Below are 13,773 nucleotides of genomic sequence, written 5' to 3'. Positions count from 1 at the left end.
CCATTATGCCCCTGAACCAAGCACGTCCACTTTATCTACAAACTCTAAGCTTTTCAGTCTTCGCAGCATTTCATTTAACTCAACACTCATACTTGCTGTATCTAATGAAAGAGTTACGTTGGCACGCCCTTGTAAAGGGATGGTTTGGTGAATCGTTAACACATTGCATCCCGATGATGCAACGGTGCTCAATAAATGTGATAAAGTTCCTGATCGATCTTCAATATGAAAAAATAGTGAAATAATGCGCTGTTTGACAACCGTCTGAAACGGAAAGACCGTGTCGCGGTACTTATAAAAAGCACTGCGACTCAAGTCTACGGCTTGTACAGCATCTGCTACCGACTCAGCTTTTCCCCGTTCAATTAACAGCTTCGCATCCAATGTTTTTTTCATCGCTTCCGGTAATACATCTTCGCGAACTAAATAAAACTGCTTATCGCTCTTATGCAAGTAAAGCCCCTCCCCTTATCCTATGAACAACAATTAGTCAATAAATTCAAATTCATATTCAAATAGCTTTACAATATCGCCATCTTTTGCTCCTCGTTCACGAAGGGCTTCATCGACGCCCATGCCTCGAAGCTGGCGCGCAAATCGACGAACTGATTCTTCACGTGAGAAATCAGTCATCTTGAATAATTTTTCGATTTTTTCACCGCTTAATACGTATGAGCCATCGCTATCACGCGTAATAACAAATTCCACTTCTTTCTTTTCATGCTTGTACAGTACGCGGTGCATAGATAAATCTTCCTCTTCTTGCATTGGGAATTCCGGCGTAGTTTCTACAAGATCAGCTACTGTAAATAACAGTTCGCGGATTCCATTACGCGTTGCTGCAGAAATTGGAAAGACTTTCACTTCGTCCCCTACTTTTTCCTTGAATGCAGCTAGATTCTCTTCGGCTTGCGGGATATCCATTTTATTTGCTACCACTACTTGCGGACGTTCTGTTAAACGCATATTATATTGACGCAGCTCTTCATTAATGGTTAAGTAATCTTCATACGGATCGCGGCCTTCTAAACCTGACATATCGATTACATGGACAATAACGCGGGTACGTTCAATGTGACGTAAAAACTGATGACCTAATCCTACACCTTCATGTGCACCTTCGATTAGCCCTGGTAAATCTGCCATCACAAAACTGCGATTATCTTCTGTTTCAACTACTCCTAAATTCGGATTAATTGTTGTAAAATGATATTCAGCAATTTTTGGCTTTGCAGCAGACGTTACGGATAATAACGTTGACTTTCCAACACTTGGGAAACCAACTAATCCTACATCGGCTAATACTTTTAATTCAAGAATGACATTTCTCTCTTTACCCGGCTCTCCATTTTCTGAAAGCTCCGGTGCTGGATTTGCAGGTGTAGCAAAACGCGTATTCCCACGCCCTCCGCGTCCACCTTTAGCAATCACTGCGCGCTGGCCGTGCTCAACTAAATCAGCAATCGTTTCGTTCGTATCTTCATCCAACACAACGGTACCTGGTGGAACTTTTACAATCATCGGCTCAGCGTTACGTCCGTGCTGTCCTTTTGACATTCCATGTTCACCACGGCTTGCTTTAAAGTGACGCTTATAGCGGAAATCCATCAGCGTACGTAATCCTTCTTCTACTTCAAAAATGACATCTGCACCGTGACCACCGTCACCACCTGCAGGACCTCCTTTTGGTACGTACTTTTCGCGACGGAAGGCAACCATTCCATTTCCTCCGTCGCCACCTTTTACATATACCTTGACCTGATCTACAAACATTTCTTTTTCACTCCGTTCTATATCTTAGCTCTTGCCATAGCAAAAGCGCTTTTAACTTATTGTGAGCATAAGGCTAAATTCATCTTCAGACATATGCTGTTCAACCAATGCAACTCCTTGAGCGCACTCATAACATTGTAGCTTGTTTTGTAGCTTCTGTATATCTGTTAGTATTCCACTAAAGTCAAAAAAGAAACGAATTCCCTGTTCTTCAATGCATACTGAAATACTCAAATAGTTTTCTGCATGATAATCAACATATTTTTCGAGTGCTTCTGTCAAATAGCAACACCAGTTGTATACGAACTCATCGTATTGTGATAAATCCTTCAATTCTCCAAGCACTTCCACATCTAAGCGAACAGCATGGTTATTCCAATGATAGGTCATAACAAAGCCCGCGAACAGTCGCATATTGATGTTTGTTAACTTGGATTCATGTTTGGATTCATTTACAATTTCTTCAATGATTTCATTCGCTCGATCAAGCCGATTCAACGCTAGATTGCCTTTGATTAATTGCAGCTTATTTAACCAATCATGCCGCGCGTATCTTAATACCTCTACGACATCCCATTCTTTTTCCATCTTAGCACTCCTAACTTTGACTCGAGCATAAGTATTTCACAACGCTGACAAACATCTCGTATCAATCTTCTTAGATATGTTCGATTATAACAAATTCCAATGGGTAATAGGTGAAATATTCTACAAAAAGAAAACTCTAACCTACTTGGGTTAGAGTTTTCTTTTTGTATCTTATGCTTCTTGAGCAACAGGGTATACAGATACTTTTTTACGGTCACGACCGAAACGTTCAAATTTAACGATACCGTCGATTTGAGCGAATAAAGTATCATCTCCACCACGACCTACGTTTGCACCTGGGTAAATTTTAGTACCGCGTTGACGGTATAAAATTGAACCACCAGATACGAATTGGCCATCAGCACGTTTAGCACCAAGACGTTTCGAGATTGAATCACGACCGTTTTTAGTACTACCTACTCCTTTTTTAGAAGCGAAGAATTGAAGGTCTAATCTTACTAACATGACATCCACCTCCTGTTTAGTTGTCGTTAATTTTTATATAATTACTGTAATCTAATTCGATCGTTTTCAGTGAAACAACCATACCTTCTAATAGCAATTGAATCTGTTCCAATGTGAACGAATCCACATCTTTCGGAATCTCACAACGGAGATAGCCACCATCTCCACCTTGCTCTAAGTGCGGTTCAACCCCACTTATTGAAAAGATAGCATTAATTGTTCCAAATGAAACTGCAGATGCTCCCGCACAAACAAGATCTTTTCCGTGTTCGGAAAAGTCAGCATGTCCACTCATCGTGAACCCGTCAACTTTCTTATTTGCATCACGAGAAATCGTCACCTTAATCATTTGTTATATTTACGCGTTGATAGCGTCGATTACAACTTTTGTGTAAGGTTGACGGTGACCTTGCTTACGACGATAGTTTTTCTTTGCTTTGTATTTAAATACAGTGATCTTTTTAGCGCGACCTTGTTTTTCAACTTTAGCCGTAACTGTTGCACCTTCTACGAAAGGAACACCAACTTTCACGCTGTCGCCACCTACAAATAATACTTTGTCAAAAGTAACTGTTTCGCCTTGTTCACCAGCAAGTTTTTCAACGTAGATTGCTTGACCAGCCTCTACTTTAATTTGCTTACCACCAGTTTCAATAATTGCGTACATTCTCTGCACCTCCTCTAAAAACTAAGACTCGCCATCACAGGTGTTCAAGTGAACTTAAAACCTGTTCTGAGCGGTTGTAGCACGGGTGCTACAAACCAACATATTAAATCTTACTACAAATCAAAGGTTAGTGTCAATTGGAATTCATGTTTTCTTCTAAAAATTTATATAGAAGCAGAGACCCTTTTTTGAATCTGCTCTTTCGACCCCAATTGACGCAAAACAAATGCGTTTGTATAATCATCGCTTGGCGTAAGATATACGGTTTTTTTAACCATTTTCTCTAGAGCTTTGAGAAACCCTTGAGCTTTCATTTCATTTATAACATTACTTCGCGTCTCAATCCAAATAGCCTCTTCTTCCGCGCCGCGATGTTCCCAAATTACACGTTCAATTTGAAAAGCAACCGTTTTGGAATCAATCATTTTACCGGTTCCTTCACATACTTCACAAGGCATAGTTAATGTTGACCCAATGCTATTGCGCACTTTCTTCCGCGTTAATTGCAATATGCCGAGCTCTGTAAAGCCAACTACATTCGTCCGCACTTCATCTTGTTCACATAGCTTTTTCATGTACCTTTCTACTTCTGTCCGATCTTCTTTATGAGACATATTTATAAAATCAATTAAGATCATGCCGCCTAAGTGACGTAATTGCATCTGTTTGGACAGTTCATACGCAGCTTCCATATTTGTTTGAAGCATCGTCTTTCGAATATTATCTTTTCCTGAAAACTTCCCCGTGTTCACGTCTACGACCGTCATCGCTTCCGTTTCGTCAATAACGATATAACCTCCACTTTTGAGCCACACGATTCGCTTTAAAAGCTTCTCTATTTGCCGTTCCACATCATAAAAGGAGAAAATATTTTCATTTCCTTTATAGTACTCTATTAACGAGTTAGGGTAGGCAGCTTGAAGATGCTGATATAGGTCAAAGTCATCTACTACTATCCCGTCAATTCCTTGTTGAAGTGCAGCTTGCACTCTTGTTTTGAGAAAATCTTGTCCCTTGCTGACTAGGGCAGGAGCTTTCATTCCCTGTGTCTGTCGTTCAAGGCGCTCATATTTCTTCTGTAGCTCTTTTATTTTGTGTTGGACCGCAGCTTCTGATTTTTCCTCAATCGCTGTTCGAAATAAAAAGCCTTCCATCCCCTGTTTTAACCGCTCGCCAAGCTGTTTCCACTGTTGTCGTTGTGGCTCATCTATTTTTTTGGATACAGCGACATAGTTTCCGTGCGGTAAATATACAAGCTCATCAGAAGAAAATTCAATAATACCCGTCAGCTTCGGCCCTTTTGTTCCAATGCCTTCTTTTACAACTTGAACCAATACTTTTTCTCCTTCACGAATAAAAGCAGACATCGGCTGCTGATCCTTGTGAGGATTATCTGACTGCTGATAGGATACAAGTTCATTTCGATGAATAAATCCGTTCATTGATAAACCAATATCGATAAAGGCTGCTTGCATATGCGGCAGGACTTTTACGACTTTACCCCAATATATATCACCAATAATTTGATTCTCGCTTTGTTCTTCTAAATATATTTTTTCTAGTGTTTTATCGTTTATCACGGCTATACGTTTGGAAGAAGTAGCCGCGTTAATGATACATGCCTTCACATACATTGCCTCACTTTAATCTAAATTCATAGGAAAAAGTTCGGTCAGTGCAACCGAACTTTTTTCATTCTATTCTATGTTACTAGAAATCAGTAAACTGTTACAAGTTCATCTAGTGGGCTATTTGTTCTTTTTTCTACAAAGTAAGCGTGTAAAAGTTCATTTTCATCAATTTGTACATGCTCGCCTGTTTGAGATGTAGCAATAATCATATGCTTACAACCTCTTTGGAATTTTTGCAGGACTTGATGGAGCGTCTCACTGGTTGATACACTTAGCGTTTTTAAAGCTCCAATTGGATGCTCTTTTCCATGATACCTCTCCAACAAAAAGCGCATGTAGACAAATTGCCTGCTCTTCCATTCCAAATATCCGGATATAATTAAAAATGAAATAACAATCCATAAGTGCAGCTGAAAAGGATGCATAATGACGGCGTAGATAATACCGATAGCTAAAAAAAACGTTGATAACCGGAGTGCAAGCTTATGCGCTTCTAAAAATGGTAAAGAACGACTGCACATTAAAAAAAGCAGCTTCCCTCCGTCCAATGGCCAAATGGGCAAAAGGTTAAACAGTAAAATTACTGTGCATTGAAACATAAATTGCTCATACGTTTCCAAAGACAACACATTTATTTTCATTAATAAGAAAGCAGCTCCAAACATCCAAAGATGCTGAAGAGGTCCACTTATTGTCACAATAAACTCTTCTCGAAATGGACGATTACCATGTTCATCTACTTCTGCTACTCCTCCAAAAGGTAAGAGCATAATTCTACGAATTCGCCAAGAAAAACACTGAGCCGCTACGGCGTGGCCCAGTTCATGAATAATTACAATAATAAATAACAAAAAAAGCTGCTTTACCGTAGCCGTTAAGATACCAATTACGAAAATCCCCCAAAACAATGGATGAATGTGAATTTTCATTAATAACGAAAAAGCACTATTCAAATTGAATCACCTGACTAGGATCCACAAACTTATCGCCTTTTTTAATAGCAAAATAGAACGTTCCAGCATCGCCTTTTTTACTGTTTTCCACAATCCCTACTTCTTTGCCTTTATTCACAAAATCATACATGCTAACATTGATTTTTTTGAGCTGTCCATACCAAGTTTCAGTTCCATCGGCATGTTGAATAATAACGGTATTCCCAGTATCATCACGTTTTCCTACATACCTTACAATACCTTCACTCATTGCTTCTACAACAGAATCCACTCCTGTTTGAACCGTCACGCCTTGCTTACTTTGAGCAAATGTTTCCGTTACTTTCCCTGAAGCTGGAGTAGCGTATTCTCCGCTTACACTTTGCTCCGTTTTGCTAGACTCCTTATTCGGCAGTAGCGTTAACGGCTTCCCAAACTTATCTTCATACCAAGAGGAAACAGCCGCAAACTGAAATTCTTTATCCATTGTTTGTTGAACCACCACTCTGGCCTGTTCAAAAGCAGGAGAAGCGTTCTTGAACATAATCCCTACAATTAACACTAAGCAGGCCGAAGCTAAAATTTTAAATAAAAAGCGTTCTTTTCGAAATAACGGGTGATATTCCTTTGCTGATGGTGTGTATTCAACCGCAGAATAATCCATCGATCCATATTTTTCTTCTTCACTCATTAAGGACGTATGAAGAGGTTCTTGAGGAAGACGCTTCGTTGTATTTAATTGTTTTCGCTTGCGCTCAGCAATTCGTTTACGGATTTCATCAGCACGTCGATTCATGATTCATCATTCTCCTTGTTCTTATCGTATAATCAACTATATGACTTGTCCGTGGAGCTTATGACAGCTTGACTCTACAAAATCACATAAATAAAAAAAGCTTCCTCTATCGGAAGCTTTTTAAGAACGAACACCAAAGAATCGTTTAATACGTGCAAACATTCCCTTATCTTCTTCATCTAACGATTGAAGAGGAACCGTTTCACCTAGAATACGTCTTGCAATATTACGATATGCAATTGATGCTTTGCTTGATGGATCCATGACAATTGGTTCACCGTTGTTAGAAGCACGAATAACATTTTCATCGTCAGCAACGATTCCAATTAAATCAACAGCCAGAAGCTGAGAAATTTCTTCCACGTCCAGCATGTCTCCATTTTTCATCATATGACTACGGATTCGGTTAATAACCAGTTTTGGAGATTCGATATCCTCTTGCTCCAATAATCCAATAATACGGTCAGCATCACGAACAGCTGAAACTTCCGGTGTTGTCACAACGAGTGCCTTATCAGCGCCAGCTACGGCATTCTTATAGCCTTGTTCAATACCAGCTGGGCAATCAATAACCACATAGTCATAGTCTTGCTTTAACTGAAGAACTAACTCTCGCATTTGTTCTGGTTGAACAGCTGTTTTGTCACTCGTTTGAGCAGCAGGAAGTAAGTACAAACATTCAAAACGCTTGTCCTTAATCAAGGCTTTTTGCGGTTGGCATCGACCTTCTACCACGTCTACAAGATCATAAATAATACGATTTTCAAGCCCCATTACAACATCCAAGTTGCGTAAGCCGATATCAGTGTCTACTAGACACACGCGCTTTCCAGCTAATGCTAGAGCAGTACCTAAATTGGCTGATGTCGTTGTTTTTCCAACTCCACCTTTACCAGACGTAACAACAATAGCCTCTCCCACTGTCAAATTCTCCTTTCTACCCTGGTCAAATTCGGTCTTAGATGCGGTAAAGCTTGCACGCGATCTATCACCATTTGATCATTATCATCTAAGTATGCACATTCCATTATATTCTCTTCCTTCTCACTGCGCTCTTCTTCTGATCGGGTAATGATATCAGCAATGCGCAGCTGTGAAGGTTTCATTAACGATGCAGCAATAACGGCGTTTTTATTGCCGCGATATCCTGCATGAGCAATCCCTTTTAAAGCACCTAATACAAATAAATTTCCTCCAGCTACGACGGTTCCTCCGGGATTTACGTCTCCGACTAGAAGCAAATCGCCTTCTACATGGAGAACCTGTCCTGAACGAACTACCTTTGTAACAGATACTAATTCACTTTCTTCTCTTACTCGGACTGCATCTTGCTTTAAAATAACGTTACTATCAATTTGTTTAACTACTAAATACTGATTTTCTTCTATGAGCGCCTTCAATTCGGTTTCCTGCTCTGTAGTTAAATAACGATTTCCGATTTTGACATACACTGTGACGATTTGATCGGCATCGCCATGCTTATTTGTCAAAAGCTTCGTCTTAAGTTCCGTCAAAAGCTCTGCAAATGAACATGTATCATTGAGATGCAACGTTAATCCATCTTTTGTTCCTTTAATTGTCACATTTTGTTGCTTTTGTTTATTCAAGACGCTCACCTCAACGAATATATAATTTCGACAGAGACTTACTCAATTCCTTTTTTTCGTTTCTTCAATCAGCATTTTTATCACATAACGAACGAGAAGCGTAATATATTTTCGTATCAGCGTTCATCGATAAATTTAGCGAAATATTGAAAACATCTTTGAAGCGGAAATGCAAAAATGAGTGCAAATATGGCATTTAAAATGATGGTTGCGTAAAATCGCTCTTGCAAGAAGCGACCAATGGTCATATCGGATATATTAATAATGCTATTAATTCCATATACATAAAACTCAATAATGGCTACAGCTAATAGCGACATGCAGATTACGATAAGCGTATTTTGCTGAAAAACCTTCATTAGTTTTGATACGATATAGCATACGGCCGGCAATCCAAGCGCGTATACTCCTAAGACATCCGTAAAGGCAATATCGTACATGAATCCAAGGATTACCCCATATAGCATCGCTTGCTTTGGGTGATAATACACTGCCATAAAAGCCAGTACCACTACAACAAAGTGAGGCGATAGAATCCAGTCTCGCCATGGTGATGCCATGGCGACAAAATTAACAAAGATACTTTCAAACATAAAAACGACAAGCACGAGAATAGGAAGGACAAACCGCTTCATCAGTTAGCCTCCTCCGCCCCTAAATCGTCTTCAGCAGCGGGCGCACTTCTTTTAGCTACAACTACGTTATCTAAGTCATACAAGTCAGCAGCAGGTTTGATATAAGCTTTTTTCGTTAATCCATATTCATCAGGCTCAATTTTTGTGATAACGCCAATTGGAAGATTGCTAGGAAAAATGCCGTCTTCTTGTCCTAGACCGGACGTTACTACTTTTTGCTTTTCTTTAATATCAGCATCAAAAGGAATACGACGCATAACAAGCGCCTGTTCTTTATCATCATAGCCTTCAATTAAACCAAACACTTCTTTTTTAGCCTGAATTTTAGCAGATACACGGTTTGTACGATCTGATGAACTAATTAACTGCACAGTAGATGTGAACTTAGATGCATGCTTCACTTTACCAATCAGCCCTTCAGGAGTCATAACAGCCATATTTTCCTGTACATTATGAACCGTCCCTTTATCAATGGCAATTACCTCATGCCAACGGTCTGGATTACGAGCAATAACTGTTGCTTCGATTGGATTGTATTGACTTAAATCCGTTTTTTTGTTGAGCTGTGCTCTTAATTTTTTATTTTCTTGCTGCAAAGCGTTGGCTTTCGTTTCTAATTGCATGCGTTCGTCTAAACGGGCTTTTAATACCTCGTTTTCTTCGTATGTACGCTTTAAGTCACCTACATTCTGAAAGAAACCCGCTACAAATTGTGCGGGTTCATTAAAGGTAGCCTGAACAAGACCAACCGTATCTTTGACAAACTGTTCAGGCCACGTTACATTTTTACGACCATTTAACGAAAAACCAATCAATGCCACTAATACAATAATACTGACCAATAAAATAACTAAACGTTTATTTAAGAAAAATTGTGGCACGATCTACACCTCTTAATATTTAGCGATATGAATCGCTTGTACGATTTTTAAATAAATCAATGTGTTCTAACGCTTTACCAGTTCCAATTGCAACACAGTCAAGCGGATCTTCTGCGATGACAACCGGCATATTTGTTTCTTCACTAATAACTTTATCTAAATTACGTAGCAATGCGCCACCGCCTGTTAATACAATACCGCGATCCATAATATCTGCCGCAAGTTCAGGTGGTGTTTTTTCTAATGTACTTTTTACTGAATCGACAATAGAAGCCACTGTATCTTTTAGCGCTTCTGCAATTTCTTCTGCTGAAATTTCGATTGTTTTCGGTAGACCTGTTAGTAAGTCACGTCCGCGAATTTCCATGTTTTCAATACCTTCTGGAATTCCGGCAGAACCGACTTCTACTTTTAATGCTTCTGACGTACGCTCACCGATCATTAAATTGTAATTCTTGCGAATATATTGAATAATCGCTTCATCCATCTCGTCCCCAGCGATACGGATTGACTGACATGTTACGATTCCGCCTAAAGAAATAATCGCAACCTCTGTTGTTCCTCCGCCAATATCTACTACCATACTTCCCGTTGGCTCCCAAACCGGTAGATTGGCGCCGATTGCTGCAGCAAACGGTTCTTCAATTGTATACGCATCACGCGCGCCAGCCTGACGAGTCGCATCAATAACGGCACGCTTCTCAACAGCTGTAATGCCAGAAGGTACACAAACCATTACATACGGCTTACCCGCAAACAAACTTTTTGTTTTTTGAGCTTGATTGATGTAATATTTCATCATCGTCGCAGTTGTTTCGTAATCTGCAATAACTCCATCTTTCATTGGACGAAGGGCTACTACGTTCCCAGGTGTACGACCAATCATATTTTTTGCATCGTTACCTACCGCAACGATTTGTTTTGTATCAGTTTGCAAAGCCACAACAGACGGCTCACGCACAACAATTCCTTTTCCTTTTACATAAACGAGCGTATTTGCAGTACCCAAATCTATTCCAAGGTCTCTAGTACCGATTCCAAACATGTGTCTCTTCCTTTCTCTTACCAAAATGCAAAGGTAAAAATTCCATAATTCAATTTCTTCATTTCATAAGTAACATTTTTTATTTTCTATACTTTTTTCATAGATGTCAACGCCAAATATTGTATGATAAAAAGTCATACTTTGTCTATTAATAACGAATGATTGTAAAGAACTTGTCATTTAAAATCATGACTACTATTATAACCCAAGGATTTTAAAAAGCATAGCCTTACATGTATCCTTTTTCTTTTAAACTAATATATTTTCGATCTCCGATAATTAAATGATCTAACAATTCAATTCCTATGATAAATCCGCACTCTTTTAAGCGCTTCGTTACCTCTATATCTTCTCTGCTGGGAGTAGGGTCGCCGGAGGGATGATTATGAATACAAATAAGAGATGCAGCTGAACGGCGAAAGGCTTCTTTAAATACTTCTCTTGGATGGACAATAGATGAATTGAGGCTTCCGATAAAAATGGTTTGCTTGTGGAGAACTTGATTTTTCGTGTTGAGGTATAAACAGACGAAATGCTCTTGGGACAGCACGCGCATTTCTTCCATCACATAATTAGCTCCGTCTTCAGGGCCATGAATGGTATATCGCTCACTAGATTTCCGCTGTACAATCCTCTTACCTATTTCAATAGCCGCTATAATTTGAATCGCTTTTGCAGGTCCGATACCTTTAATATTCATCATTTCATCAAGCGATGCATGCTGTAAAAGTTGAAGACCTTCAAAATGCGTTAATATGCGATTGGACAGCTGAAGAACAGATTCATCTTTGGTTCCGGTGCGCAGCAAAATAGCAATAAGCTCGTGGTTAGAAAGACTAGAAGCACCCATTGCCACAAGGCGCTCTCGAGGTCTTTCATCTTGAGGAAAATCTTTAATTAGCAATGATTGATCCAATTTCGTCACTCCTTTTTAGTAGACGAAACCGTATTGTTTTAGCTCACGTATTGTTCGGGAGAGCGGCAAGCCCACCACGGAGAAATAGTCTCCTTCAATTTTTTTAACTAGCGCAGCACCGAGACCTTGAATTCCATAAGAACCAGCCTTATCAATAGGCTCTCCTGACTCTACGTACTGTACGATTTCATCTTGTTCAACCGGCCAAAACTCTACATTAGTTTGTTCATAAAACGTATGAACTTTTGCATTTGATACGAACGCTACTCCAGTTAACACCTGATGTTTTTGACCTGACAGCATCGTAAGTGTTTCAATCGCTTCTTGTTTCGTTTTTGGCTTTCCTAAAATACGATTGCCATATACGACAACTGTATCGGCGCCTAGGACCATATCCTCTTTATAATGCGAAGCGACGTCCACTGCTTTTTGCCTAGCTAAATCCATTACTACCTCGGACGGAGTGTATGATGGATTGACGATTTCTTCAATTGTACTAACGTGAACGGTAAAGGGAATGTGAAGCTGCTGAAGTAATTCTTTTCGACGAGGAGAGCCTGAAGCTAAAATTAATGTTTGTTTCATACATCTCACCTTTGCATTTTGATTTTAAAAAAGAAGGACACACCGTTATTTTAGCAATTTCATCTCTAAATGACAATAAACAAGTGAGGCAGCATTACACTACCTCACCTGTTAAGACGTTACAAGGCTTTCATACTGCTGAAGAGCTTTTAACACGTATCGCTGAGCAAGCCAAGCGTCTTTACTGCTTTTATTGTCTTCATATGAAGAAAGAGAAGCCGCAGCCTTTTGAAGGGTGCTCACCATGGTTTTAATGTCTTCATTTGACGCTTCTTTCTGAACTTTTGTCAGCTCTTTTTTCAAAGATTTGATATCGGCCACCCGCTCTCCCTCAATCGCTTTAACAGATTGATCTAAGAGATTAGCCATAAACGGCTGCGCCGTTGTTATAACCGTTTGATCTTTTTTCCCTAATTCGCTGGTGGGCTTAATTTCATAAGACTTTACATATACATCTTTACCTTGTTGTTTATACGTTTTACTAAGTGCCTTTGCTTTTTCTTCTCCAGTGGCAGCACCAACGACAAGAGAATAGGTTTTAGGTGAAAAAATCTCGCCTGCTTCGTTCTCTTCTTTCCATTTATCCATTGCTTTATTTGCAGCAGTTTTTGATGAAAAAGCACCTGCTTGCACAATGTAAAAGGAAAAAGGGTCTAAAGTAGAAGCAGCAGCTGACGTATCCTTCGATTCCTGTTCGCTTTTCTTTTCAGCTTTACCAACACTTTCAGTGGCAGACGCTGTTTGAGCAGCTTTTTCTTCTTTCGCTCGCTCACTTGTTTGTGCTTTTCCTACAGGCTGTTCGCTTCCTGTCATCATTTTCACACCAACCATACCAATGCCGCTGCCTATTCCGACTGCTAGTAATACAATCACAGCCGTTCGTTTGATCACACCGCCGTTTACTGTTTTAATCGAAACATTTTTAGGGTGTAATCGCGGCTTTTTCTTCTTTTCATTCCTTACATCTTCAATAAACACCACTTTATTTTCTTCCACATGAGAATCTTTGGATGCCGGTTCCGGAAGAACCCACGTAAATTCGTCTTTTTCCGGCGCTTGTTCTTCCTTCTCATCCTTAGATTGACCATTGATTTTAATTGAAATTTTTCGTTCCTGCTTGTCCACTGCCCCACCGCCTTTAGTTAACGTAGTCTTAGTACCGGTTGTAAGCTGAGGTAAACCGACATAAAACATACACTTTTTTCCATGCTATCATAGAAGAAAAAAAAAATAACAAGACATTTGTCGTCTT

General features: G+C 39.6%; 17 protein-coding genes and 1 other annotated feature. All 17 genes read right to left on the bottom strand.

The window, feature by feature from the left end; genetic code table 11:
* Nucleotides 1-3: 3 nt before the first annotated feature.
* Nucleotides 4-453 (bottom strand): ACT domain-containing protein, encoded by a 450-nt coding sequence (locus ACH0CI_RS01225; protein ID WP_028411711.1) that lies wholly within the window; start codon nucleotides 451-453, stop codon nucleotides 4-6.
* 33 nt (nucleotides 454-486) lie between these two features.
* Nucleotides 487-1,773, bottom strand: a complete 1,287-nt coding sequence (gene obgE / locus ACH0CI_RS01220) for a GTPase ObgE (protein WP_406900791.1) — start codon at nucleotides 1,771-1,773, stop codon at nucleotides 487-489.
* A 51-nt stretch (nucleotides 1,774-1,824) separates the two neighbouring features.
* A complete protein-coding gene (locus ACH0CI_RS01215) occupies nucleotides 1,825-2,361 on the bottom strand; it encodes a Spo0B C-terminal domain-containing protein (protein WP_013085118.1) in 537 nt (178 codons plus the stop codon).
* A 171-nt stretch (nucleotides 2,362-2,532) separates the two neighbouring features.
* Nucleotides 2,533-2,826 carry a 50S ribosomal protein L27 gene (gene rpmA / locus ACH0CI_RS01210; RefSeq protein WP_013059335.1) on the bottom strand — a complete coding sequence of 98 codons (294 nt, stop codon included), beginning with the start codon at nucleotides 2,824-2,826 and terminating at the stop codon, nucleotides 2,533-2,535.
* Between the two features lie 16 nt (nucleotides 2,827-2,842).
* Entirely contained in the window at nucleotides 2,843-3,175 is a 333-nt protein-coding gene (locus ACH0CI_RS01205; RefSeq protein WP_013059336.1) for a ribosomal-processing cysteine protease Prp, read from the bottom strand.
* A 9-nt stretch (nucleotides 3,176-3,184) separates the two neighbouring features.
* Entirely contained in the window at nucleotides 3,185-3,493 is a 309-nt protein-coding gene (rplU, locus tag ACH0CI_RS01200) for a 50S ribosomal protein L21 (protein ID WP_013059337.1), read from the bottom strand.
* Nucleotides 3,494-3,507: 14 nt separating this feature from the next.
* Nucleotides 3,508-3,579 (bottom strand) — a sequence feature (ribosomal protein L21 leader region).
* A 78-nt stretch (nucleotides 3,580-3,657) separates the two neighbouring features.
* Nucleotides 3,658-5,127: an Rne/Rng family ribonuclease gene (locus tag ACH0CI_RS01195; RefSeq protein WP_406900790.1), complete on the bottom strand. Its 1,470-nt coding sequence runs from the start codon at nucleotides 5,125-5,127 to the stop codon at nucleotides 3,658-3,660.
* An 83-nt stretch (nucleotides 5,128-5,210) separates the two neighbouring features.
* On the bottom strand, nucleotides 5,211-6,077 hold the full coding sequence (locus ACH0CI_RS01190; protein WP_033579652.1) for a M50 family metallopeptidase: 867 nt from the start codon (nucleotides 6,075-6,077) through the stop codon (nucleotides 5,211-5,213).
* A complete protein-coding gene (locus tag ACH0CI_RS01185) occupies nucleotides 6,070-6,852 on the bottom strand; it encodes a M23 family metallopeptidase (RefSeq protein WP_028411716.1) in 783 nt (260 codons plus the stop codon). Before ACH0CI_RS01185 ends, ACH0CI_RS01190 begins: the two co-directional genes overlap by 8 nt.
* A gap of 120 nt (nucleotides 6,853-6,972) precedes the next feature.
* Nucleotides 6,973-7,773 carry a septum site-determining protein MinD gene (gene minD, locus ACH0CI_RS01180; protein ID WP_013059341.1) on the bottom strand — a complete coding sequence of 267 codons (801 nt, stop codon included), beginning with the start codon at nucleotides 7,771-7,773 and terminating at the stop codon, nucleotides 6,973-6,975.
* 2 nt (nucleotides 7,774-7,775) lie between these two features.
* A complete protein-coding gene (gene minC / locus ACH0CI_RS01175) occupies nucleotides 7,776-8,459 on the bottom strand; it encodes a septum site-determining protein MinC (protein WP_028411717.1) in 684 nt (227 codons plus the stop codon).
* Nucleotides 8,460-8,575: 116 nt separating this feature from the next.
* Nucleotides 8,576-9,094, bottom strand: a complete 519-nt coding sequence (gene mreD, locus ACH0CI_RS01170) for a rod shape-determining protein MreD (protein ID WP_340843706.1) — start codon at nucleotides 9,092-9,094, stop codon at nucleotides 8,576-8,578.
* The gene (gene mreC / locus ACH0CI_RS01165) at nucleotides 9,094-9,975 is read right to left on the bottom strand and encodes a rod shape-determining protein MreC (RefSeq protein WP_095378863.1); all 882 of its coding nucleotides are present in this window, start codon (nucleotides 9,973-9,975) and stop codon (nucleotides 9,094-9,096) included. The genes mreD and mreC overlap by 1 nt, the downstream gene beginning before the upstream one ends.
* A 19-nt stretch (nucleotides 9,976-9,994) precedes the next feature.
* A complete protein-coding gene (locus ACH0CI_RS01160; RefSeq protein WP_013059345.1) occupies nucleotides 9,995-11,020 on the bottom strand; it encodes a rod shape-determining protein in 1,026 nt (341 codons plus the stop codon).
* A gap of 229 nt (nucleotides 11,021-11,249) precedes the next feature.
* On the bottom strand, nucleotides 11,250-11,936 hold the full coding sequence (gene radC, locus ACH0CI_RS01155; RefSeq protein WP_028411718.1) for a RadC family protein: 687 nt from the start codon (nucleotides 11,934-11,936) through the stop codon (nucleotides 11,250-11,252).
* Nucleotides 11,937-11,951: 15 nt separating this feature from the next.
* Nucleotides 11,952-12,521: a Maf family protein gene (locus ACH0CI_RS01150; protein ID WP_406900789.1), complete on the bottom strand. Its 570-nt coding sequence runs from the start codon at nucleotides 12,519-12,521 to the stop codon at nucleotides 11,952-11,954.
* 111 nt (nucleotides 12,522-12,632) lie between these two features.
* The gene (locus ACH0CI_RS01145; protein WP_367076845.1) at nucleotides 12,633-13,715 is read right to left on the bottom strand and encodes an SPOR domain-containing protein; all 1,083 of its coding nucleotides are present in this window, start codon (nucleotides 13,713-13,715) and stop codon (nucleotides 12,633-12,635) included.
* Nucleotides 13,716-13,773 lie beyond the last annotated feature (58 nt).

The organism is Priestia sp. 179-F W1.4 NHS, from assembly GCF_045369295.1.
GTDB lineage: Bacteria > Bacillota > Bacilli > Bacillales > Bacillaceae_H > Priestia > Priestia zanthoxyli.
This window is presented reverse-complemented; position numbering and strand designations above follow the sequence as displayed.